The organism is Bernardetia aquimarina (assembly GCF_042180575.1).
Lineage (GTDB): Bacteria > Bacteroidota > Bacteroidia > Cytophagales > Bernardetiaceae > Bernardetia.
The window spans coordinates 3959866-3984254 of the sequence record NZ_CP170094.1 but is presented as its reverse complement, the minus strand read 5'-3'; the positions used below and the strand labels follow the sequence as shown (position 1 = coordinate 3984254).

The following is a 24389-nucleotide window of genomic DNA, read 5'->3' as shown; positions in this document are numbered from 1 at the left end:
TCCTTTTTATTTTGCTTTGGTAGGCAATGAAAATGAGAATATTGTACCTTTTCCTTCTTCACTATCAATCCATATTTTGCCTCCATTTCCTTCAATAAACTCTTTACAGAGTTTGAGTCCGATTCCTGTTCCTTTTTCTTTATGCGTTCCTAGTGTAGTAAAGTTTTCTTCATTAAATATCTTCTTCTTGTTTTGTACAGAAATTCCAATTCCTGTATCTACTACTCTTACAATCAAAAAATCATTTGCTGTTTCTTCAGATTTTACCAAGATAGTATCTGTTTTTCTACAAAATTTTATAGCATTAGCTACCAAGTTTCGGATGACCAAATCTATCATATTTTTATCAGCATAAACGATTGTTTCTTGTACTACTTGATTGGTAAAAGACAAATCTTTACCTTTTATTTCTTTATCAAACAAATTTTCTTTGTTGGCTACTAATTTATAAATATTAAATTCTTCTGGGTCGGCATGCAAACCACTCATTTGACTTTTTGCCCAATAGACTAAATTATTAAGTAAATCAGATGTATAATTTACATTTTTGATAATTTCGGGAAGAAAATACTTGAGTTCTGCTTCTGATATTCCTCCTTTTTCGAACAAATCCAAAATTCCTTTCAGTTGAGCAAATGGACTACGCAAATCATGTGAAATAATAGAAAACAGTTTATCTTTTGTATCATTAAGACGTTGAAGTTCCAGTTCTTTATTCTTCAAATCACTTACATCTGTTACAAAAACAGTCGCATATTTTAGCTTTTTATTTTCGTCAAAAACAGGAAAATATTTTCCGTAGGAATGCAATATTTGTCCGTTAGGCAAACGAAGTGGGTCGGCAAATTCTACTATATTTCCTTGTATTACTTTCTCAAAATAGGGGGCATGAATAGCTGCTATATTGTTGGGTAATACTTTACTGTGGTGTGTTCCTTCTATACTTGAAGTAGGCAAAAAGAAATTATCTTCATACATTTTATTAGCAATAATATAGTTTCCATCTGTATCTATCATTGCCACAAAAATAGGCAGATTATCAATAATTGCTCTCAAAATCATTCGTTCTTGATTGGCTATTTCTAACTTTAATGTATTGGTATTTGCTTCTTCCAACTGCTTTTGATTATCAATAATTTGATTTCTCATTTCAATTTCTTTTTCAGCCTTTAGAAGTAAATTCTGAACCACTCGTTTGTTTTCTTTTCGTAAAGCACGAATATGGTCGCTCAAGGCAAGTGAAAAAAGCCAAATTTCTAGTATTACACCAAAATACACAGCATTACGAGTATAAATAAAATAAGGAATGATTCCATTGATAGTAGCCAAATAAATTAATACTGATGCTAAAAAACATGACCAACCTAGAGAATAAAAAAGACCATTCTTTTTACCTTTAAAAGTAACCCAGTATGAAATAATTAGGTTTGTAATAGCATTTAGTGCAAGAAAAGATTGATGAAGAAATTGAATTTTTTGTAGTGGAACAAATAAATTAGACAAGCCTATAAGAAAAATTATAAAAAGAAGTATAATCAAAAAATAATAAGCCTTTTTATTATTATTTTTTAAATCAAGATAAAAAATAGATATTACACCCACTATGATCTGTATAGGTGTAACCCAAACAGCAATATGTGTATGAATCCAAATATAAAAATCTTCTTTCCCAAAAATATCAACCCAAAAAGTATAATTATTAGCAAAAGTAACCGAAAAAGTAATTCCGAAAAGATAGCAAACATATAATAAATAGAGTTTTTTTCGAGTAGCAAAAAACAAAAAGCTATTGTATAAAAACATCACTAGCAGTGCTCCCACAAAACCTGCTGCCATAAAATCTTCTTTGTCTTTTTCTTTTTCTAGGGTCTGCAAACTTCCTATTAATAGAGGTAGTTCAAGAGAACGTCCTGTTTTTATTTTTATATAAAATGTTTGAGTTTGTCGGTTATCTGATTTTTGAAGGGGCAACCAAAATGTATTAGAGGGATATATTTCAGTTTGCTCTGTGCGTAATACACCTGTTTTGAAAGGAGAGGGATAGTTTCCTAATGGGTCAGGAATATAAAAATCAATTTCCCATAAATAGGTAGTATTTATATTAAGCCAACTATCTACATTTGATTTATTTTGTGTTAGAAACTTAAACCAAAACACATTTCCAGATGCTTTTTTAGAAAAAATATCTTTATTATAAAGTTCGAATTTGCCTTCCTTTTCTAATTCTTGAATCTGCTCAAATGATAAGTTATTTGTTTCATCTTCCAAAAAATAGACTTGTTTTCCTATTTTAAGTAAATCTGTCGAATGATTCATCGTTATCACATTATTTTGCCCAAAAGACAATGTAACAAGTAAATAAAAATAAAACAACAGAATAAATCTAGACATAAATAATAAAGAAAGGGTATTTTTATGTTGTAATAATAACAAATATTTATTTTTGAGTAATATAAAATATCTATGTATCTAAATGTCAATATAGAGAATTTAATAAAGTATTGATAGAATAAGGATTAATTTTATCCAAACTTTATATTTAGACTCTGCAAATCTATATATTTCAATCAATTTTTTATCCATTTATCCAGTAAACTTAAACAAAAAATGCAGAAATTATATTTAATCTCTGCATTTCAAAAAATAATAGGGTAAAATATCAAGTAACTATGCTTTCTGTTTACTTAGATGCTTTTTGATAAGTTTCATCAAAATAGTATAATCTACTGGTTTTGTCATATAATCATTTGCTCCTACTTCAAGACATTTTTTTCGGTCTTCATCAAGAGCTTTTGCTGTTACGGCAATGATAGGCAAATCTTTCCATTTGTCTTGCTTTCTGATATTTTCGATAGTTTCAAAACCATTCATAATTGGCATCATAATATCCATTAGTACCAAATCCACAGGTTCTTCTTCTAGTGCTTCTAATGCTTCTTTCCCATTAAATGCCTCTATAATATCAGCATCATGATTTTCTAAAGCAGAAGTCATTACAAAAACATTCCGAATATCATCATCAACAATCAAAATTCTTTTCCCTCTCAAATCATCGCTATTTGCTTCATCAGCTTCATCAGCTAGATAAGACTCTAAACTTTTATTAACAATGGAATCAAAATCTTCTGATTTATCTTTATTAAAGTGGTCGTTACTATTATCTCTGTCTGCAAAAGTAGTTGTTGCTATTTCAGCTTCGGAATTTTTAATTTCTTCTTTGCTTTCTGAATTAGTTTCAATTTCTTCTTTTTTTGCAGCCTCTTTTACCGACCCTTTTGTTGGATTTTTTTCGTGTACTTGATGCAAAAACATTTTTGCTTTCTCCAAAAGTTGTGTATAGGCTTGTGGATGTTTTATGATTACACTAACTGAATACAAGCGCATTTCCTCTTTTTCAGAAGTCGTCAAGTCTTTTCCAGTATAAATAATTACAGGGATATTGAGATTATGTTCTTTTATAAATCTACAAAGTCCCATTCCTGTTCCTTTTTCTAGTTTCAAATCAGCAATTACGATGTCATAATTTCCTGTTTCTAATTCTTGAATAGCTGCTGTTTCGGTAGTAACACCTTTACAAACTACGCCTTCTTTATCAAACAATTCTAACAAATAATTTTGTTGAAACTCATCATCTTCCACAACCAGCATTTGTTTTGTTGATTTGTGAGAAATCCCTGTCAAACGCAATACCTCATCACGAACAGCCTTTGCTTCAATAGGTTTTTGAAGATAACCCACTGCACCTTTTTCTAGTAATTCGATATTTCTATCTCTAGCCGAAACAATCGTAATTGGAATATGACGGTATTTTGGTTTTGTCTTTATTTGTTCTAAAAGTTCTGCGCCTGTAATATCTGGCAATCCCAAATCCAAAAGAACACCCAATGGATTGAAATATTCTACATCTTGCCAAAATTCTTTTCCAGAAACAGCAATCACACTTTTGAAACCTAACCCACGACTAATTTCAACCAAACTATTAGCATAATCTACATTATCTTCTACAATCAGAATAATATCATCACCTTGATTGACATTTTCTCTGTCATCTTCTACAGCAAGTTGAGATACTCGTTTGTACTTTCTTAGTGCAGCTTGCTCTTTTACTTGTGCCACATCATCAGCATTTGAGCGAAGCTCTACTCTTTTCTTTTTATCATAGACAACATCTAATTTACGCTTCTTGGCATCTTCTTCTGCAATATGGTTTTCGATCGGAAGAAGCATATAAAACTCACTTCCTTTTCCATGTTCAGAACTCAAATGAACTTCTCCACCGAGCATATTGGTAAGTTCACGAGCAATAGAAAGTCCTAGACCTGTCCCACCAAATTCTCTTGACACCGAACCATCTACTTGTTGGAAGGCTTCAAAAATAACTTTTTGTTTATTGCTAGGAATACCGATACCAGAATCAATAACAGAAATCTTGACAGGTAATTTTTCATGATTACTTTTCGAAACACGAATCGTTACACTTCCTTTTTTGGTAAACTTAAAGGCATTAGACAAGAAATTTTTCAATACTTGACTAATTTTGTCTCTGTCATTAAACAGTTCAATTCCTAGTTGGTCATCGACAACAAAATCTAGTTTTTTCTGTCTTGCCAGTTCGTCAAACAAAGGTTTGAGATGAGAAAGTAATTCACTTGTATGGAAGTGATAAATATTGACACTCATTTTTCCAGCCTCAATCTTCGAAATATCAAGAATATCATTGATAAGATTGAGTAAATCATTACCTGATTGATAAACGATGCTACATTTTTGCACTTCTTTTTCAGATAAATTCTTAGATGAATTTCGACGAAGCATATCAGAAAGCAAAATAATAGAATTGAGAGGTGTTCTGAGTTCGTGCGACATATTTGCCAAAAACTCTGACTTATATTTACTTGCTCTTCCTAGCTCATCAGCTTTTTCTTCTAAATCCGTTTGAATGACTGTAAGCTGTTCATTACGAATCTGTAATTCTGTACGTTGTCTTTCTAGTTGGTCTTGCTGCTGTTGAAGCTCTTCATTAGTTTGTTGTAGCTCTTCGGCTTGTTGCTGCATTTCCTCATTTTGCTGTTGCAGTTCTTCAGATTGCTGCTGCACATGTAACTGTTCTTCTTTCAAAAGAACATTTGCTTTTTCTATTTCTTTTGATTTTTGTTGTGCTTCTCTTTTGGCTGCTTGTGCGACCTCAAAAAGATTTTTGATACGCTCACTCTGTAAAGCAGAATACAAATGTGAAGAAACAAGCTCTGCCGAGCTGCCAATAAGTTGTTTTTTAAGCTCTGTAAATGGCTCAAAACTAGCTAATTCTATTACACCACAAAGTTCATTTTCATATAAAAGTGGAAATGTATAAGTAGATGAAGGGCTACGACTTACTGTTCCTGTTGTTATATTTTGAGAATTATCAGGAATGTTTTTTAGCATAATTGGCTTTTTCTCATAAGCTACCTGTCCGACTACGCCTTCTCCTAAATGATACTCACTAGATAACCTGTCTCTATCTGTAAAGGCATACGAACTATACAGTTTTAGTTTTCTATCTTCTTCATCATAAATATAAAGAACTGCACAACCGACTTGCAAAAACTCACCTAAGAAACTAATACTTTTCTGCCCCACTTCTTTTGAGGTAAAATGTCCAGAAAGTAATGCGTTTAGTTTATTTGCACCTTCTTTCAGATAATGTTGATTACGCAAAGAATGTGTCATTTCATTGAGTGCAATACTCAAATCATCCTTTTCTCCTCGTACATTAAGTTGGACATCATAATTTCCTTGCGAAATAGCATTTGCTTTTTCTACAATCAGCCCAAGACTTCTTATAATTTCATTAAAGCTTTGTCCTAACTTTCCTATTTCGTCATTTCGTCCTCTAAGTTTGAATTCTATATTTTCCAAATTTCCTAAAGCTACTTGTTCGGCTTTTTCTTCCATTATTTCGATAGGACGACTTACTTCTCTTTTTATCCAAAATGGAATAGCAATAGTAATTACAAGTACAATAAAACCAAAGCCAAGTAAGGTTACATAAGCTTCCCCTACCACTTGGTCATTGTCTTTTTGTACTTGTTCAGCAATTTCTTCTTTTGTTTTGATTAAATTATCTAATGTGCTTTTTAGATCTTTTGATTGTATTTCTAGTTTTCCATAAATCATTTCTCTTGAACGCTGTAAATCTTCATCATCAATAGCATAAACTAACGTAGCACGCCTAAGAATTTTGAATTCTTTGAGTGATTCTGTAAACTTATCATAGAGTTCTTTTTCTTTTTGAGAAGTCATTTTATTTCCTAATGCCTTTGTCCAATCTTTTATTTTCTCCTCTTCATCTTCTATTTCATCCCGATATGTTTTTCTCTGAGCTAATGAATCGGACAGAATCACATCTCTAGTCTTGACTAAAATCATTGGATAGGCTTCTGCAATATGAGTAAGCAAACGAAGACCTTCAAAGTGAACTTCGGAAACTTCTTGAGAGCGTTTACGCAAATCTTCAACAGAAGTTAACGTAAAGAAAGACATAATCCCTACTACAACCGTAATAATAAGAAAACTAAGTGTTATTTTGAGAGATAATTTTAAACTATTAAACCATTTCATAAAGTATAAGGCTTTTAAATTGGACTTTTTAAGACAAGGAGAAAACGAACTATATTTTGAATTTTTATCTGTCTGATTTTTTAGATAATCTTTAAATAACAGAATTTGATTCAAAAATCCTGCTTGTTTAGCTAAAATAAACCTTTTTTTCGACGAATACTAACTCTAAAAAAGAATTACGAATTAAAAATTAAAAATTACGGATAGAACCCGTTTTTAATAGCTCATTTCTAACTTAGAATTCGTACTCCTTTATTATAATTTTCAAAAAATAATAATTGAAATAGAGTAATTCCTTTTTGGAGGATATGATTTATTTATTATTTTATCTTACTTTTGTTTAAGACAGATGAATTTGGAGGACTTTAAATTCATTTATCACTAATCATTTATCACTAATCACTAAAAAGGCTTGTTTTTCTGTTTCAATATTGGATTTTTGGAGGTAAAATGGGTAGATATTTTTGATATTCTACTGGTTGGACTTTTAATTTATAATTTTTATAAGCTCGTCAGAGGAACGGTTGCACTACGTGTGTTTATTGGTTTTTTGTCGCTCTATTTTTTATACCTTATTGTGCAGGCTACCGAAATGGAGCTTTTGTCTTCTATTTTGGGGCAATTTATGGGTGTGGGTGTAGTAGCTGCTGTGGTTTTGTTTCAAGATGAATTGCGTCGTTTTTTGCTTCTGATTGGAAAAGCTCCTGCCTTTAATTCTGATTTTTGGAATAGTCTTTTTGGAAAAGATACAGCAAATATAATTTGGAATATCGATGCCATAGTAGATTCGACAAAGGAAATGGCTCGTACAAGTACAGGCGCACTTATCGTAATTTCTCGTTTTGATGATATGGAAAAATATGCTGAAACAGGTGATATTATTGATGCCAAAATTTCAAAACGAATTATTTCATCTATATTTTTCAAAAATAGCCCTTTGCATGATGGTGCAGCTATTTTTTATAAGGGTCGTATAATGGCTGCTCGTTGTAGGTTACCTCTTTCGACCAACGAACAAATCCCTGCTTCTTTAGGAATGCGACATCGTGCAGCTATCGGAATGAGTGAAGGAACAAGTACGCTAGTTTTGATAGTTTCTGAAGAAACAGGGCAAATTTCTATCGTAAAAAATGGAAAAATCACAAAAAATCTATCTCCACAACAGACTCGTCAAATGCTCAATGAATATTTGTCTGCTGAAGAAAAAGAAATTGACGCTGTGCCTTTGCCAAACTAAATTCTGTAGATAGTATTACAAATAATTTTTATTTCTTAGCCAACAAAAGCCCTAAAAAAGTAAGTCCACCATTTATCAAAATAGCTTCGTAACCGATTTTATAACCTCCAAAAATTTCAGGCGAATTATTGATAAATGAAACCAAAGAAAATGTAATAATAGGCGCAATCACACAAATAAAAGGTGTAAAATTATCTTTTATTTGAATTTTGGTAAACATTCCAAAGGCATACAAACCCAATAAAGGACCATAAGTATAACCTGCTGCCGTAAAAATTCCATCAATAACTGATCTATCATTGATATAATGAAGTGCCACAATTACAAAAAATAAAACGGCTGCAAAACCGACTTGTACTTTCAAGCGAGTAGATTTTTTTTCTTGTTCGTTTAAAACTTGTTTTTGGGGTAAATCAATGATTTTAGTTTCTGTATTTTTATCTGTCAAAATCGAATTTGAAGAGTCTTTATCATTAAAACCTAAAAAATCCACACAAAAAGAAGTCGTAAGAGCTGTAAGAGCCGAATCTGCACTAGAATAAGCTGCTGCAATAATTCCGATTAAAAATAAAATTCCTGCAAGAGCTGGCAAATGATTTTTGGCAATAATTGGATAAAGCATATCTGTTGCTTCTGGAATTTCTATTCCTTTTGCGCCTGCATACATATATAAAAGCGCACCCATAGCAAGGAACAATAAATTGACAAAAACTAAGACGATACTAAACCAAAATATATTTTTTTGAGATTCTTTGAGCGTTTTGCAAGACAAGTTTTTTTGCATCATATCTTGGTCTAATCCTGTCATTGTGATAGCAATAAAAGCACCTCCCAAAAACTGTTTATAGAAATTTTTTGGTGTATTCATATCCCAAAAGAAGGTTTTGCTCATAGAATTATCCGAAACAGAAGCATAAATTTCTGAAATAGAATTTAATCCTAGTTCTTTTCCTATCATTACAATCGTAATTCCGACAGCTAAAAGCATAAAAAGAGTTTGCAGGGTGTCTGTCCAAACAATCGTCTTGATTCCTCCTTGAAAAGTATAAAGCAAAACCAAAATAATCGTAACAAAAACAGCTATTTCAAACGGAATTCCTAATGGCTCAAAAAGAAAAATCTGCAATACACCAGCAGCCAAAAACAAACGAAAAGCAGAGCCTACAATCCGAGATAAAATAAAAAAACTAGCTCCTGTTTTGTACGACCAAAAACCAAAACGAGTATTTAGGTATTCATAAATGGAAGTTAGATTGTGTTTGTAATATAGAGGAAGCAAAACGGTTGCGATGACCAAATAACCCAATAAATAGCCAAAAACGATTTGCATATAACTAAAGGCATTCGCTCCCACCTGCCCTGGAACAGAGATAAAAGTAACACCAGAAAGTGATGCACCAATCATTCCGAAAGCCACCAAATACCAAGGTGCATTTCGATTGGCAGTGAAAAAAGTTTCGGTAGTTGCGCCTCTTGATGTGCGCCAAGAAATAAAGAATAAAACTCCGAAATAAGCGATAAGAACGAAAAGGGTAGTTTGTGGGGACATGTTTAAAATACTGGAACTTATTGGTTAATGATCTATATGATTTTTATGATGAGTGAAGATAAATACAAATTTATTTTTTTATAAGTCTTGTTCTTCTTTTAAATACAGGCTCTACTCCAAAATTCAATAATAAGCCAACATCCAAACCAGTCGCTTTTAAATAATTTTGTAATTGTGCTTCATGTTCGGCTAAAAGGTTTTTGATAGCCTTTAATTCTAAAATAACTTTATCCTCTACTAATATATCAGCAAAATAATGTCATACTTCAAACTCATTATAATATACTTTTATAGGAATTTGGGTTTGTGCTTTCAATCCTATTTTAGTCAGTTCTATACATAATGCTTTTTCATACACAGCTTCCAAAAAACCATGACCTAGCGTGTTATAAACAGTAAAAAATGCTCCTATAATTTTTTTCGTTAGGTCACTATGTTGATAGTTTGCTTTTTGCATGAAATTATTTTTTATGGTAAAAAAAGAGAATCCTAATGTATATTAGTCAATGTTTTTTATGAATTAAAATAAATAGGAATGCAATTTTACTGAATAAAAACCAATAATAACAACTTCTAAAATAAAAAAGCGAGTCCTTCATTGTATTTAATCTTCATTCATCATATAGATCATAAAAATCATCAACCAATAAGGCTAAGTAGTTCAAAATTATAGCAAAGTATCAAGATAAATTGAGTGCAATTTTGATAAATTACACTAAAAAATTCCTATAAATCACAGTTTTTGCTTACTTTCACTCAATTATTTTAATTAAAAAACACGCCTTTGTTGGTATTTTCGTGATAGCAACACCAACAAATACCTAGACTTTTTATTATATTATGATTTGGAACAACGATTTAGGAATTCTTGAAACTGTATTTATTCTTATTTTTTTACTTTTATATGGACTTTATATTTTTAGAACGCATAAAAAGGCAACCTACCTTCGGACTTCTTCGAAATATGTTTGGTTAAAATTTGCACTCCGAAGTAGCTATTTTACTTTACTTATTTTGGCTCTTTTAGGACCTTCTTTTGGTGAAACAAAACAAGAAGTAAAAAGTGTAGGTAAAGATATTTTTTATTTGGTAGATTTATCTCGTTCGATGGATGCCATAGATATTCAACCTTCAAGAATGGAGCGAATAAAACACGAACTCAAAGGAATTACGGCAGCATTTCCGTCGGATAGACAAGGGATTATAATTTTCTCATCGGAAGCATTCTTACAATGTCCACTTACAAGCGACCAAAGTGCATTGAGACTAATCTTAGAATCATTGAATACTGGACTTGTACCAAGTGGAGGAACTGATTTTGCACCACCTTTGAAAATGGCTTTAGAAAAATTTGAAAGTGATAAAGAAACCAAAACAAATTCAAAAATTATCATTATGATAAGTGATGGAGAAGATTTTGGAGAAGAAACTGGCGATGCTATCGATGAAATTGAAGATTTGGGCATCAAACTTTTTGCTTTAGGAATCGGAACAGAACAAGGAGGGAAAATACCTAGTGGAAGTGGTTTCAAAAAAGACCAACGCAATGGAGAAACGATTATTACAAAATTAAATCCATCTGATTTGCAAGACTTAGCAAGTCAAACAGGAGGTAAATATTTTGAAATTGGAGAAACAAAAAATGATGTTCAACGACTAATAAACTCTATTCAATCTATTCAAGGAGAAGTAAGAGGTGTAAAGCAAATTGATACAACGACAAATAAATATTATTATTTCTTGTATGCAGCCTTGTTTTTGGCAATTATTGACGTTTTATTTACCATCAAAGTAATTAAAATTTAATTTTTTTATTAAAAAGGTTTCCAAAAATTGAAACTGCTAAATTCTTTTTGTATCTTTTGATTCTACTATTTTTTTCTGAATAGTTTTGATAATTATTCCTTATTATTTATGAATTTCCAACATCTAAAAATTAGTCAAAAATTAGCTATTCTGTTTTCAGGATTGTTTGTGATGCTTTTACTTCACTATTTTTTAGTTTTTCGACTAGATTCTAATATTTTAGATGATGGAACAAAGTTAGATATTGCCCAGCGCAATGGAATGGCAATTCAACAAGCTATTTTTTATCTCCGAAATGTAGTAGATGGCAACCAACAAACTGACCTTAATGACCTTAGTAACCGAGTAAGTTCGATTAATTCTCATTTAGATATTTTGCAAAATGGAGGAATATATAAAGCTCGTTTTGATGAAGAAATAGAAGTAGAGCCTGTCGGAGAAGATATTACTAACCAATTAATAGCCTTTCAACGCCTTTGGAAAGAATTTGACAAACGATTTACCAAAATAAGAACGACTACTCAGTTGCATCATGATAGTGTTCTTGTCTATTATATCCCTGAAAAAACAAGTACAACAACACAACTTCCAGTAGAAGAAGATTTATTTTCTTTGGGGAATTTAGGAGGTTTGAGTGGTTTGGATGATTTATCATATTCATTTGATGAAACAACAACATCTACCAACTTTTCTACCAATTATAGAAAAATGGAATATCGGTTTGATAATGTCTTAAATGGAAATATTGTTCCAGATGTAAATTTCATTATCAGAAATGCTGAAAAACTCATTTTACTTAATAAAAATTTAGAAAATTCCCTTTCTACTCGTTTGCATTATGACCAAATTCGTTTGCGTTATTGGATGGTTGCACTTTTCTTAATTAATGCTATCGTTATTGGTTTAGGATATTGGTTTGTTGTCAAGACCTCTCTACATCCACTTCTCAAAATTCGTCAGCTTATCAATCGTTTGGCAGCAGGTGATATTTCTCGTAATCTTTTGGCTCGTTCTCACGATGAAGTAGGTAATTTGATTCAAGATTTGAGTCGTTTTTCACAAGGATTAGAGCATATTACAGATTTTGCAACCCAAGTAGGAAAAGGGAATTTTGATGAGGCATTTGAAGTCAGAAGCAAAAAAGATACATTGGGATACGCTCTTTTGGAGATGCGAAATGACCTAAAACAAAATTCTGAAGAAGACAAACGAAGAAACTGGGCGAATGAAGGAACAGCAAAATTTTCAGATATTTTGCGCCAACATGCACAAGATATGCAAGCCCTTTCTTATCAACTTATCTCTAATTTAGTTCATTATTTAGATGCCAATCAAGGTGGAATTTATAGTTTAGAAAAAGAAGGAGATGATAAAGATGCAAAAGCAAATCTAGTCTTAAAAGCTGCTTATGCCTACAACAAACAGAAATTCATAAAACAATCTATTCCTGTCGAACAAGGGCTTTTAGGTCAGGCAGTTATGGAAAAAGGACATTTGTACTTTAATCAAATATCTTCTGATTATATTCGTCTTACTTCTGGTCTAGGAGAAGCAACACCTAGTTATCTATTAATTGTTCCTTTGATTTCGAATGATGAAGTACACGGTGTTATTGAAATTGCTTCTTTCAAACCCATTGAAGAATATCAGCTTGCTTTTGTCATTAAATTATCTGAAAGTGTGGCTGCAACTCTTTCCAATGTACGAAGTAATGAACGCACAAAATTACTTTTAGAAGAATCTCAAATGTATGCCGAACAGATGCGAGCGCAAGAAGAGGAAATGCGTCAAAGTATGGAAGAGCTTACCACTACCCAAGAAGAACTAGAACGCATTCAAGGAGATTTGAGAGAACGCTTAACTAACTACGAAGCTGTTGTAAATAGCACAAAAAGTATGATTTTGGCTCTTGATCAACACTATAACATTAAGGTTCTGAATCGTTCGTATGCTGCAATGCTTCGAAGATTAAAAGGTACAGAAGTTCCGAATGGCTCAAATATTTTAGAAATCTTAACACAAGAACAACTTGAATACTGGAAGCCTTATTATGAACGTGCTTTGGGTGGCGAATCATTTACAATGGTTTCGAATATCAAAAACTCTGAATTTGAAGATATGTATTATGAATTAGAATTCTTCCCTCTTATTGCTACCAATGGAGTAATTACTGGTTTTGCTATTGTGAATAGAGACGTAACTTCGCTTAACCCTGTTCGTTTTACAGAGTATGAAGATATTGAGCCAATTATATAAAAAGATAAATTATGCAACCAGTGGCTGCACAACTGAAAAATTAAAATTCTAATCCAAAACCTTTACTTCAATTCTGCGATTTAGTTCTCGTCCTTCTTTCTCGTCGTCATTACTAGCGATTGGTCTTTCTTGTCCATAGCCATTTGCTTTCAATCTTGTTTTTTCTACTCCTTTTTCTATCAAAAAATCAATTATACTTTGCGCTCTTTCTTTAGATAAAATAAGATTTTGAGAGGCAGTTCCCACATTATCTGTATGCCCAATTATCTCCAAAGAAATTGATTGATTTTCATTTAAAAAACCTGCTACCTCTTCTAACATTTGATAAGATTCTGGTTTCAAAGTAGCATTTCCATTTTCAAAATAAATATTTTTTAGTGTTATACTTTTACCTTTATTTATAGATGAGTTATTAATCAGTTTTTGTAATAATTTCTTATTTTCTGACTGACTTTCATTTGTAACAATTTTTTCTTCTACATACAAATACGCATTGATTACATAATTTTTAGAATTCCGTTGAGCAAGCATATAAGGATTTAATGAAATTTGGTCTTGATAAGCTAATCTATTTTGATAACGTATTTCTATATTAAAAACAGTTTCATTATTTGGTTTCATTTGATAATTAGAATTTACTTGCTTTTCAACTTTGCTTTTCAAATATATTGGAATATTAATTTCATAAAACCCTTCTTCATCTGTTTTAGTTTGAAAAGTTGCGCTATCTACTGCATAATTTATACTTTTGAATATAATATCAGCATTTTGGACTGGTTTTTTTTCTAGTGTTCGTTCTCTAAATTGTCCTTTTACCTCTACTGAATCAAAAAAGAACACTTCATAAATATCATCTCCTCCTTGTCCATTTATTCTATTAGAAACAAAATAACCTAATTGATTCGTTTGATTTTTAGAGTTATCAATGCTAAAATATAAATCATCAGCGACACTATTGACTGGATAAGGAAGAATTACTGGTTCTTTCCACAGCTTTGAAGTAGTATCAAACTCTGCCTTAAAAACATCAAAGCCTCCTGCCGAATTTTCTCTATTCGAACTAAAATAAAGTATATTATTTCTATCTAAAAAAGGGGTTACTTCACTTGATTTAGAATTTATTTTATCTAAAACTTGAGGCTTCTCAAAATCTTTTTCTACATTTTCTCTTATGGCAACAAAAAGTTCATAATTTCCTTTTGATTTATAATCAGAAGCGAAAACAAGCATTTTTTTATCATAAGAAAGACAGGCATATTCTTGAATTCCCTTTTCTTCACTTAATATCTCTGAGAATGATTGAGGTGTTTGCCAAACTCCTTTTTCACGTTTGAGTGTTTTCAAATCTCCATTTTGAGAAATAAGAAAAGTTTTATCGCTGCTAGTAAGTTCATATTTCAAAATCTGCAAAACACTAAATTGAGAATCCAAAGACTCTGATTTATTCCATTGCTCAATTTCTTCTATTGTTCCATTTTTTTCTATTTTGGCATTGTAGAGCGTAAGTATTTCGGTATCATAACGGTCAGTAATTTTTTCTTTAAAACTCAGTCTATTACTACTATAAATCAGATTATCAGAATACGGAATTTTACTCACTCCAAAATCATGAAAAGGCGAATTGACGTGTTGCCCCATATTTTTCACCAAATAATTTGCAGGTCTTTGATAGATTTCTAATGCCGTTCTGAGATGAGAAAGAAGTTTGTCGTAGGTTTCTATTCTATTTTTTTGATTATGGTCAGCATAGATTTTAAGCATTTCAAGAGCATTTCCAAACTCTTCATTGAGAAAATATGCCTCTGCTAACCAATAAAAATAATGAGTATTTTCTTTGAGATGTGTTACATTTACAGCCTTCAATTCGCTCAGAGCCTGTTCTTGTAAATGCAAATGTAACTTACAAATAGCAGCATAATATTTTGCATCTTGATGGAGAGAGTTTTCGGATTTTATTTCATCAAAATAATAGAGTGCACTTCGATATTTTTCATTTTTAAGGTCTTCTTTTCCATTCAGAAAATATTCCTTTTCATTATAACCAATTTGTGAAAAACAAAGAGGGATTTTCAAAAAAACCAATAAAATTATAACTATTCTTTTTTTCATATTTCATTAAATAAGTGCTTTCTTATAACTATCAAAAATAACTAAAAAGGCTTTGCTTCAAAAATGATGCAAAGCCTTTTTATCATAACATTCATATTTATTAACGGTCAAAATACTATTTTTCTTCTTTTTTTAAACCAATACTTCTATAAATATCTTTCATAGCTATTTTACAATTTCTTATTTTTATTCAATTTCTATTTCCAAAATAACAACAGGTTTCCAGTCTTCTTTTGGTTTGTTTTCTCTGTCATAATTTCCCCATTGGCTATTAGCAATATATAAAAATTTATTTTCATACAAAACACCATTTGTAGGTTCTCCAAAATGATTATTTCCTTGTTCCAAAATTTTTCCTTTTGTTACTTTTTGCTTTTCCATATCTAGCTCAAAACTTGAAATTCGCATCGGAACTGTTCCATTTTGAATTGTAATAAGTTTGTTTTTATAGAGATAAAGTCCGTCAGTAGTTTTGAATGAAAAGCCTTTTGGAGCTTCTAAAGCTGTCATTTTCCCTGTCTGAATATTTATTTGATAAATGGTAGAAGAATAATCTGCCACAAAAGCCCATTTTCCATTATCTGAAAAAGCAATTCCTTGCAATGAACGCCATTTTGGATTTGTCCATTTTACATCTAGTTTTTGAGTTTCTTCATTCCAAACATAAATAATCGGATTTTGGCTATCTGTACAATACATTTTTCCATCTTTTCCCTGCTTTATTTCTCCCAAAACATGGTCTAAAGAATCTGAAAGTTCGTATTCAAAAAGCACTTCGTTTGTATTTCCGTCCATACAAAAAATGGTTGCTTTTCCTTTGTTTTCTTCTTTGTAAAGCGACGAGTTTTGCATTTCGCTGGTTACTCCCCATAATTTTTGAGTTTCTTTTACATAAAAAAGGTTCATTACTGGCATTTTCATTTCTATATATGAAGTGTCTTGTCCTTCTAAAAACCCAATAGCAGGTTTATTGATACAAGCAAAAGCCATTTTTTCTTTATCTATAAAAGTGATTCCTTCAATGTGTCTTGCAGGAAGTAAAAATGCTTTTTTGCTATTTTCTACTTTTTCATTTTGTTTGTTCCAAAGTTTTTGAAGGTTTTTGAGTTGAGATTTTTTGAGCGAACTAATAAGTTCTTCATTATTTAAAATAGAAGTATCAGCATTAATGAGAGCTAATTTTTGAAGAGTTTTCTCTGTTTGTTTTGAATCTTTATTTAATGAATAAGACAATGCTAAGTAATTGAGAACAGTTGGATGATTTGGCCGAAGGGTATCCAAAATTTGAGCATAATAAAGCATCGAATCATACTTTTTTTGAGTGTACGAAGTCTGTAAATCATTGAAATACTCTGTTACTGTTTTTTGACTAAAAGCAGAATTTGAAAAAAATAGAGAACTTAAAAAGAATAAGCCAATAAAAATGTTTTTTTTGTAGAAGTTTGTTTTCATGATTGGTTTGTGGTAAGAGTGAATATTTTGATTGGTAATAAGTTAAATTACTTTTTTGTATGGTAATTTACTTTCGATTAAACTTTGTATTTCTTCATAAATAGGTTCGTCCTTTGTGTCAAATACCATAAAATCATTATTTATCCAAATCAACAAAAATTCTTTGTAATTGGAATAATATGAAACAGCTTCCCATTTAAGCTCTGTTTGCCTTATATCATCATAATATCTAATCGATTGATTTGAAAACTCATAACAACAACCTGTTATATTTTTACCAAAATCATCAACTATTTTCGTTACTATTTTTTTATATTTAAAACGACTATAAATAACAACAGAAACTGCAATCAATAAAATACCCCCAATAATTATAACAAAAAGAGTATAAGGATTGTAAGGCTCAGATTTTGTATATGTAACAAAATGTAAAGTTATAAAAGTAAGTAATACAAAGAATGAAATTTTTATACTTTTTATAGTTTTTAAATGAGCTATGTTCCATTTTATCAAAAGTAGGCGCATAGATTTTTCTTTGTCATATTTTTCTTCTAATTTAATTATATTCATAATCGTCAAAGTTTATTTTTTAATTTCTTTCCTTCCTCCAAAAATTTTAGTCTTCATTTTTTCCATTTTCTCAAAAAAAGAAGTAGGTAAGACATTACGCAAAGTTTCTACAAAATACGTCCAAACGATAAGTTTCCAAAATGAGAAAGCCGTTTTAACACTTTTATCATGTTTTTGCACAATTTCTTTAGATTCAAAACGAACTTTGAGTTTATTTTTACTACTCAATCCATCTGTTTTGAAGTTGGCTATTGATTTTGGGAAATAATAAAATGAAATTCCTGTTTTATAGAGTTCATAAACTTGCTCAAAATCTGAAGTGATATACTTTCCAGAAAAAAGCTGTTTTTTGGCTAAACTCGTTTTTAAAAGCATACTTTGATGACAAAATTTCATTCCTCTCCACGTTTTTTCTAATGATTCTGCTTTTACTGTTTCTGAAAAGGTTTGATTAATGACTTTATAATCTCCATAAATAAGGTCTGGAAAATCTGTTTTAGAATCAAAATTTTGATAGATTTCTGTAAAAACTTCTTCAATAATTTTATCATTTACAAAAGTATCTCCAGCATTCATAAACAGAATATAATCACTTCTCTTGCTTTCACTAGCCAAATTTATGGCTTTATTCATCGCATCATAAATTCCATTGTCTTTTTCACTTATGTAATTTGAAATATTCTCTTCATATTTCTTTATAACCTCTAAAGTATTGTCTTTTGAGTTTCCATCAATGATAATATATTCAATATTTGGGTAGGTTTGATTTGCTACATTTTGGATTGTTTTTTCTAGCTCTTCGGCTGCATTGTAACAAACGGTAGCGATTGTGAGTGTTGAGAATTTTATTTTTTTCATTTTTATTTGTTGTCTTGTAAGATAGTATCATAAACATCTATTACCTTAGAAACATAATTTTCTGTACTAAAATTTTCTTTCACAAACTCAAACGAATTTTGTCTTATTTCATTACATAACTCTTGATTTTCTATTGAAAAAGCCATTTTTTTTGCTAAGTTTTGATAATCCGAATTATATAAAAAACCTGTTTTCTTTTCATCTATTTTATCTTCAATAAGTTCGCTTGTCGCACCACTGTTTTTTCCTATCAAGACACAACCACACGCCATTCCCTCAATCGTTACTCGTCCCATTCCTTCGGCTTCCGAACACATCAAAAGAACATCACTTTCCAAAAGTTTTGAGATAGGATTTGAAATATACCCTTCAAAAATTACTTTTCCTTCTAAAGAATATTCTTTCACCAAATTTTCTAACTCTTCTTGATAGCCTTTAAAATTTGATTTTCCGATAATCTGTAAAACTGTATTTGAGTATTTTTTTTGAATTTCTGCAAAGGCTTTTATAGCTTCGCTTTGTCCTTTAGCTGGATGTAAAAGTCCTAAAATGCTAAAAATAAATGGTTTTTGCGTAGTTTGATTATTGGTTTTTATTTGTTCGAACTGTTTTTTCAAATCTTCAAAAACTTGCTTTTCAAAAATTCCATTATAAATTAGAAATGTATTTTGTTTATCTTCTTCATTTTTTCGACTATTTTCAGTTGGGAAATGATGATTCTGAATAGCTTTTGAAATAACAATTTTGGCATCTAATTTTTGCCATTCTTGACGGACATTTTGCCACGATGTATAAGGAACAAGAAAATAATCTTTATCGCCAAACTCTCTAAAGTGCTGAATATGTGGAATATATAAGACGTTCGCTACAAGCTGCCCCACATCAAAAACAGAGGAGTTTGAATGAATAATATCAATATTTTTTTGCTCTACCCATTTCAAAATCTTTAAAATAGCTTTTTCATTTTTCATTTTTGATTGAATGGCAGAATACTTGAAAAATAAAGAGCGAAGTAGCTTTTTTAGTCCTTTTTCTTTGGGAGAAATAACTTGCATATTGAGCAAAAAGGGAATAATCTTAAATTCAATATCATTTTTTTGTAACTCCTCTGTAAACTCTCCTTCCCCAGCTACGATAACAAAAGGTTTTATATTTTTAGTAGTATGATTTTTTAAGCCTTTTAATAGGCTAAGTAAGGAACGATTTGCACCAAGCAACTCTCCATAATGTGAAAGAAAAAGTAGTTTCATTTTTTTAAAGTATTTTTGCCTACAAATCTACAAAGTTAATTCAAACTCTATCTTTATTTTATAAATTATGGCTACAAAATGGCTTCCCAAATCAGTAAAAGAATTTATTTTAAAAAAAACGCTCAAAGGAAATTATGTTTTTTGTCCTTGTTGTCAGAATAATTTAGCTACGTTTTTTCCGTATGGAACTATTCCTCGTTCGAATGCCTATTGTCCGATTTGTAGCTCTTTGGAAAGACACCGTTTGACGTGGCTTTTTTTGGAACAAGAGAATTTATTACAAAATGAAAATAGTAAAGAAGGAAAATTAAAGGTTTTACATGTTGCTCCTGAACCTGCCCTTTTTCGTCGTTTGATAGAATTAGATAAAAAAAATATAATCGATTATACGCCTTGTGATAAGTTTGAAGAAGGTTATGAATATCCAAAAATCACTAAAAATTATGATTTAACAGAATTGCCAGAAAAAGATAATTCATTTGATGTGGTGCTTTGTTCTCATGTTTTGGAACATATTCCAGATGATACAAAAGCCTTAGAAGAAATTTATAGAGTTTTGAAACCAAATGGAAAAGCTATTTTATTAGTTCCCCTTGACCAAAAATTAGAAAAAACGTATGAAGATTGGTCGCTTACCTCTCCAGAAGAACGCCTAAAAGCATTCGGACAAACTGACCATGTGCGTATGTACGGAACTGATTTTGATGCTAAAATCAAAAATGTAGGATTTGAAGTAGAGCAATTTAGCTCAAAAAACTTCGATTCTGATGAGCAATTCAAGTATGGGTTATTAGATGAAGATATTTTATTTTGTGCTACCAAAATTTGAATTGTTTATGTTCTAACTATCCAGCATAGATACTTCTGTTTTCCTATTCCTTCTAACATATCTCTAAAAATTGGTCTTTCTTGAGTTATAAATTTTGGTAGATTTTCTCCTTCTAAATAATGCAGCATAGTGTATTCATTTATTTTTTTTGCCGTTTTCTCATCTAAAGACTCATAATCAAAGCCTTTTTGTAAATACTCATTTCTACCTAAAAACGATGTTGTATTCAAAATCTTATTGAGTTCACTACTACCTTCTTTCGCTGCTGATAGCATATGATGTGTAAACATAATTTTAGGCTTACAAAACCATATATTTTTCAAATAAGCACTTGACTGGAAAAAGATATAATAGTCATTTAAATTCTCATACATCATCATCGAAGAATCGTATCTGTCTAACTCATCAAAATATTTTAAAACTAATTGAGCCTGTCTGTAATCATATCTAATTAAATCTTCAGACAAAATTTTATTATCGACAAAATAACTAATTTGTTTGTTCTTAAATATGCTTTCCATATCAACAACTTCTAGGGCTTTTTTCAAAATTAAATATTTATTCTTTACAGATATATCTTTATTAATAGCTGTATTGTATGCTTCTTTGTCAAAAAGCACAAATGATACATTCCATCTATTTGCATAATACATAGATTCTCTAGTTTTTTTATGTATAAAAAAAATTACAAAAAGTAAAAGTCATAGTTATCTCTCAAGACGTTGTCAGCATCTCACCGACAACTTTTACTATTTTTTCTCAATCGTAGTAATAAACTGAAAAGTAATCAAGTCTTTAAAAAGAGGTAATTTATTCAAAACTGGAATAAAGATTCCATCTAAAGGTGTTTTTCCTGTTTCTTTCAAACGGTAATTTCGTGCTGCAATTTTGAATGTTGCATTTTTTGGAGCAAGAGAAGGCAGATTTTTACGCATAAAAAAACGAAGGTGCGTATCGTCATAAATTCCTCTATCTCTCATTGGTAATTTTTGATTGAGCAAATGAAAAAAAGATTCCCAAAAACCAAAATTAGGCAGAGAAATAATAATTTTCCCGTTTTCAGAAAGATGATTATAAAGCTCTTCGACAACTTTCCAAGGAAAACGAATATGTTCCAAAACATCAGCACAGATAATAGTATCAAATTCTTTATTTTCTAAAAAATTAGGCAAGGCGTTTTGATTCTCTAAGTCAATTGTATAGGCTTCATCCAATCTATTTTTGGCTATTTCTATGGCTTCCGAATTATAATCAATTCCTGTTACATGACTTTCTGAAAAAAGTGCTTTTATAGATTCGCCCAATGCACCCTCATTACAACCTACATCTAAGACTTTTTTTGGTGTAGAAAGCTGTTTTATAATATCTGGGCGTGTACCTGTGTAGGCTTTTACGTTTTTTACTTTTTTGTTGTTCATTTTTAATGAGTTTGTAAGGTCTATTAATCACGCTTTTGAGAAAGCATTTTGTTTAGTTCTGGGGAACTGAACACACAGTTTAATTATTCTAAAAAATGAGGAGCTTCTTCTTGACAAATTAATCGTTGTTTTTTGATAACCTCTAGGTTTTTTAAGATACGAAAGTAAGCATTCCATTCTGCCCAAAACTCTACTATTTCATTTTTTTGTAAATGTCTCAATGCTCTTTTTGCTGTATGAGAAAAACTTTTTACTTTTCTATTTTTGAATGAATAATTGATATTTTTAAAAAATGCGATTTGGTCGGAATAAAAGCGAGTCGTAAGTTGCTTTTTTCGTTCTGAAAATGACTTTTTTTGTTGTGTATGTCCTTTATAACGAGCGTGATGAACGATGCTATTTGTAACAACTCCCATTTTTAATTGATGAAAAGTTCGTCTATTATTCAAATCATTATCTTCTCCATACAAGAAAAAAAGAGGGTCAAATCCTCCTATTTTTTGTAAAAATTCTTTTGAAATTAGCCAAGCGGCTGCATTTGTAAAAGGAAGCTCTATTAATTCTATATCAAAATCTTTATTTGGATTATTCTCTAAACTGGGAACTACTTCTTTTAAATGTAAATAATGATTTGGGTCAAAATAATTTCCTTCTGTATTGACTTGTAGAGGCGACAAAATTCCGTATTCAGGATTTTGAATTGCTTTTTCTACCAAAACAGGAATAGAGTTTTGAGTAAACCAAGCATCTTGATTCAATAAAAAAACAAAATCATAATCGTTTTCTAAAGCGTATTTCATCCCCAAATTATTTCCTTTTCCGAAGCCTACATTTTTATCTAAGAAAATAAGTTGATGTATTTTTGAAGTGTTTTTTTCTAAATATGTTTTAGATTCATCTGTCGAAGCATTATCAACTACAAATAAATCTACTTTACAGGAATTATCTGTACTGCTTTTTTCTATACTTTCGATACACTCTGAAAGTAAAGGCATTCCATTATAAACCACCACTACGACAAGCACTTTTGTAGGCATTTTTTATTGTTTTTGTGTCGTCAGTGGAGACACCGACAACGGCAAGAAGTATCAGTTACTTATTTTTTTCTTTTTTCCTCCAAATAAGTTTGTATGAATTGATTTATTCGGAAAGGAAACGTAAAAATACGAATTTGAAAGAGAACCAACTTAATTAATTTTTCATGAAATAAATTACTAATCGTATAAACCAATAAATAAGAAATGACAGTTGCCCAAGCTGCACCTTTTATTCCATAGATAGGCAAAAAATACCAATTCAGAATAATATTAACGATTGCACCTAACAGTGTTCTGAAAAAGACAATTTTTTCCAGTTTTTCGGCGTAAATCCATTTTCCACTTACTGCACCAATAGATATAAAAAAGCCTCCTATAATATGAATTGTCAAAATTTCAGCAGAAGGAACATATTCTTTTCCATACGCCAATAAAATAATCCAATCACTGAACAAAAAACAAAACAAAGCTACCAAAATAGCAAACCAACCCAAGACATCAAATAGTTGTTGTAGGCGCATTTGATACCGTTTTTCATCACTTGCCTTTGCATGAAGAATAGCAGGAAAAACAGAAGCACAAATAGAAAGAGGAACAAAATACCACATTTCACTAAGTCGAACAGCAGCAGCATAATAGCCATTTTGAGCATCATCTTGGAGTATCTTTTCTATCATTACTTGGTCTATTCGCATATAAATACTCATCAAGCCATTGCTGATTAATAGAGGTAAAGCAGTTAGAATAAGTCTTTTGGCAACAATTTTATCAAATCTCCATTTAAAAAGGTCTTTTGATTCAAGTTGATAACCTACAAGCAAAGCAATAACTAAAATTATATTTTCAGCAGCCAAAGCAATAGCAAAATAAATCAAAGGAAGTTCAAGAAATATAAAAACTAATTTCAGAATTGCGCCTATTGAAAGCGAAATTAAAAAGGCTTTTACTTTTCGGTCTGAAATTACTTTTGCTTGAAAATAATAGATGACAATATCAAAAGAATTGAAAAAATAACCAAAAGAAATAATGCCAATAAGCCAACGAGTTTCTATATTCTGTTCATAAAAAAAAATATACACAAGCATTGAAAGCAAAAACAATCCACCACCAACTAGGCGAAGGATTAAAGCAGTTCCTAGTATTTTTTGTTGAAGTTTGAAGTCAGTTATTAATTCTCTCGTAATTACTTCTGTAATTCCTAAAAAAGTAAGTGTATTAAATAAAACAACTGCACTTTGAGCATAATTAAGAGTACCAAAACGTTCTGCACCCAAATAACGAGCAACATACAAGCCGACAAATACTCCAGAAACTATTTGTAGTAATTTTTCTAAAATTAACCAATTCGTATTTTTGGCATATTTCAGAAAGTGTGTTTTATCAAATATTTTAGCCATTTATCAAATTTCTATTTTATT

General features: G+C 30.7%; 16 protein-coding genes and 1 pseudogene. 4 read left to right on the top strand and 13 right to left on the bottom strand.

Features of this window, described 5'->3' with window-relative positions:
• Positions 1–6: 6 nt before the first annotated feature.
• Together ACE193_RS17065 and ACE193_RS17060 are read right to left on the bottom strand one after the other, a co-directional pair.
• A complete protein-coding gene (locus tag ACE193_RS17065) occupies positions 7–2316 on the bottom strand; it encodes a 7TM diverse intracellular signaling domain-containing protein (RefSeq protein WP_375559432.1) in 2310 nt (769 codons plus the stop codon).
• A gap of 351 nt (positions 2317–2667) precedes the next feature.
• Positions 2668–6600 carry a response regulator gene (locus tag ACE193_RS17060; RefSeq protein WP_375559431.1) on the bottom strand — a complete coding sequence of 1311 codons (3933 nt, stop codon included), beginning with the start codon at positions 6598–6600 and terminating at the stop codon, positions 2668–2670.
• A gap of 412 nt (positions 6601–7012) precedes the next feature.
• Between ACE193_RS17060 and cdaA the strand changes: the two genes are divergently transcribed.
• On the top strand, positions 7013–7837 hold the full coding sequence (cdaA, locus tag ACE193_RS17055) for a diadenylate cyclase CdaA (RefSeq protein WP_375559430.1): 825 nt from the start codon (positions 7013–7015) through the stop codon (positions 7835–7837).
• A gap of 28 nt (positions 7838–7865) precedes the next feature.
• On the opposite strand, the gene ACE193_RS17050 is transcribed toward cdaA, so the two are convergent.
• Positions 7866–9386 carry a sodium:solute symporter gene (locus tag ACE193_RS17050; protein ID WP_375559429.1) on the bottom strand — a complete coding sequence of 507 codons (1521 nt, stop codon included), beginning with the start codon at positions 9384–9386 and terminating at the stop codon, positions 7866–7868.
• A gap of 70 nt (positions 9387–9456) precedes the next feature.
• Positions 9457–9843, bottom strand: a pseudogene (locus tag ACE193_RS17045) (GxxExxY protein).
• 383 nt (positions 9844–10226) lie between these two features.
• Between ACE193_RS17045 and ACE193_RS17040 the strand changes: the two are divergent.
• Together ACE193_RS17040 and ACE193_RS17035 are read left to right on the top strand one after the other, a co-directional pair.
• Positions 10227–11192 carry a VWA domain-containing protein gene (locus ACE193_RS17040; protein ID WP_375559428.1) on the top strand — a complete coding sequence of 322 codons (966 nt, stop codon included), beginning with the start codon at positions 10227–10229 and terminating at the stop codon, positions 11190–11192.
• A gap of 108 nt (positions 11193–11300) precedes the next feature.
• Complete coding sequence (locus ACE193_RS17035; protein ID WP_375559427.1) at positions 11301–13448, top strand: GAF domain-containing protein; 2148 nt, start codon at positions 11301–11303, stop codon at positions 13446–13448.
• A 48-nt stretch (positions 13449–13496) separates the two neighbouring features.
• Here the strand turns inward: ACE193_RS17035 and ACE193_RS17030 are convergent, their stop codons facing one another.
• From ACE193_RS17030 to ACE193_RS17010, 5 genes are all read right to left on the bottom strand, one after another.
• Positions 13497–15557, bottom strand: coding sequence for an OmpA family protein (locus tag ACE193_RS17030; protein ID WP_375559426.1), 2061 nt, complete (start codon positions 15555–15557; stop codon positions 13497–13499).
• Positions 15558–15743: 186 nt separating this feature from the next.
• Positions 15744–17009, bottom strand: a complete 1266-nt coding sequence (locus ACE193_RS17025) for a hypothetical protein (protein ID WP_375559425.1) — start codon at positions 17007–17009, stop codon at positions 15744–15746.
• Between the two features lie 42 nt (positions 17010–17051).
• Positions 17052–17579, bottom strand: coding sequence for a hypothetical protein (locus tag ACE193_RS17020; protein ID WP_375559424.1), 528 nt, complete (start codon positions 17577–17579; stop codon positions 17052–17054).
• Between the two features lie 12 nt (positions 17580–17591).
• On the bottom strand, positions 17592–18437 hold the full coding sequence (locus ACE193_RS17015; protein WP_375559423.1) for a glycosyltransferase family 2 protein: 846 nt from the start codon (positions 18435–18437) through the stop codon (positions 17592–17594).
• A 2-nt stretch (positions 18438–18439) separates the two neighbouring features.
• The gene (locus tag ACE193_RS17010; protein WP_375559422.1) at positions 18440–19687 is read right to left on the bottom strand and encodes a glycosyltransferase family 4 protein; all 1248 of its coding nucleotides are present in this window, start codon (positions 19685–19687) and stop codon (positions 18440–18442) included.
• Positions 19688–19754: 67 nt separating this feature from the next.
• Between ACE193_RS17010 and ACE193_RS17005 the strand changes: the two genes are divergently transcribed.
• Complete coding sequence (locus ACE193_RS17005; RefSeq protein WP_375559421.1) at positions 19755–20516, top strand: methyltransferase domain-containing protein; 762 nt, start codon at positions 19755–19757, stop codon at positions 20514–20516.
• A 5-nt stretch (positions 20517–20521) separates the two neighbouring features.
• On the opposite strand, the gene ACE193_RS17000 is transcribed toward ACE193_RS17005, so the two are convergent.
• The 4 genes from ACE193_RS17000 to ACE193_RS16985 all read right to left on the bottom strand — a co-directional run bounded on the left by ACE193_RS17000 (position 20522) and on the right by ACE193_RS16985 (position 24368).
• Positions 20522–21169 (bottom strand): hypothetical protein, encoded by a 648-nt coding sequence (locus ACE193_RS17000; RefSeq protein ID WP_375559420.1) that lies wholly within the window; start codon positions 21167–21169, stop codon positions 20522–20524.
• 96 nt (positions 21170–21265) lie between these two features.
• Positions 21266–21934: a class I SAM-dependent methyltransferase gene (locus tag ACE193_RS16995; RefSeq protein WP_375559419.1), complete on the bottom strand. Its 669-nt coding sequence runs from the start codon at positions 21932–21934 to the stop codon at positions 21266–21268.
• A gap of 83 nt (positions 21935–22017) precedes the next feature.
• Positions 22018–22971: a glycosyltransferase family 2 protein gene (locus tag ACE193_RS16990; RefSeq protein ID WP_375559418.1), complete on the bottom strand. Its 954-nt coding sequence runs from the start codon at positions 22969–22971 to the stop codon at positions 22018–22020.
• Positions 22972–23030: 59 nt separating this feature from the next.
• The gene (locus ACE193_RS16985) at positions 23031–24368 is read right to left on the bottom strand and encodes a flippase (RefSeq protein ID WP_375559417.1); all 1338 of its coding nucleotides are present in this window, start codon (positions 24366–24368) and stop codon (positions 23031–23033) included.
• Positions 24369–24389 lie beyond the last annotated feature (21 nt).

Excerpts from the sequence above, each read along its gene's own strand:
- ACE193_RS17065 (WP_375559432.1), bottom strand. The coding sequence starts at position 2,316 with ATGAATCATTCGACAGATTTACTTAAAATAGGAAAACAAGTCTATTTT.
- ACE193_RS17060 (WP_375559431.1), bottom strand. The coding sequence starts at position 6,600 with ATGAAATGGTTTAATAGTTTAAAATTATCTCTCAAAATAACACTTAGT.
- ACE193_RS17050 (WP_375559429.1), bottom strand. The coding sequence starts at position 9,386 with ATGTCCCCACAAACTACCCTTTTCGTTCTTATCGCTTATTTCGGAGTT.
- ACE193_RS17040 (WP_375559428.1), top strand. The coding sequence starts at position 10,227 with ATGATTTGGAACAACGATTTAGGAATTCTTGAAACTGTATTTATTCTT.
- ACE193_RS17035 (WP_375559427.1), top strand. The coding sequence starts at position 11,301 with ATGAATTTCCAACATCTAAAAATTAGTCAAAAATTAGCTATTCTGTTT.
- ACE193_RS17030 (WP_375559426.1), bottom strand. The coding sequence starts at position 15,557 with ATGAAAAAAAGAATAGTTATAATTTTATTGGTTTTTTTGAAAATCCCT.
- ACE193_RS17025 (WP_375559425.1), bottom strand. The coding sequence starts at position 17,009 with ATGAAAACAAACTTCTACAAAAAAAACATTTTTATTGGCTTATTCTTT.
- ACE193_RS17020 (WP_375559424.1), bottom strand. The coding sequence starts at position 17,579 with ATGAATATAATTAAATTAGAAGAAAAATATGACAAAGAAAAATCTATG.
- ACE193_RS17015 (WP_375559423.1), bottom strand. The coding sequence starts at position 18,437 with ATGAAAAAAATAAAATTCTCAACACTCACAATCGCTACCGTTTGTTAC.
- ACE193_RS17010 (WP_375559422.1), bottom strand. The coding sequence starts at position 19,687 with ATGAAACTACTTTTTCTTTCACATTATGGAGAGTTGCTTGGTGCAAAT.
- ACE193_RS17005 (WP_375559421.1), top strand. The coding sequence starts at position 19,755 with ATGGCTACAAAATGGCTTCCCAAATCAGTAAAAGAATTTATTTTAAAA.
- ACE193_RS17000 (WP_375559420.1), bottom strand. The coding sequence starts at position 21,169 with ATGTATTATGCAAATAGATGGAATGTATCATTTGTGCTTTTTGACAAA.
- ACE193_RS16995 (WP_375559419.1), bottom strand. The coding sequence starts at position 21,934 with ATGAACAACAAAAAAGTAAAAAACGTAAAAGCCTACACAGGTACACGC.
- ACE193_RS16990 (WP_375559418.1), bottom strand. The coding sequence starts at position 22,971 with ATGCCTACAAAAGTGCTTGTCGTAGTGGTGGTTTATAATGGAATGCCT.
- ACE193_RS16985 (WP_375559417.1), bottom strand. The coding sequence starts at position 24,368 with ATGGCTAAAATATTTGATAAAACACACTTTCTGAAATATGCCAAAAAT.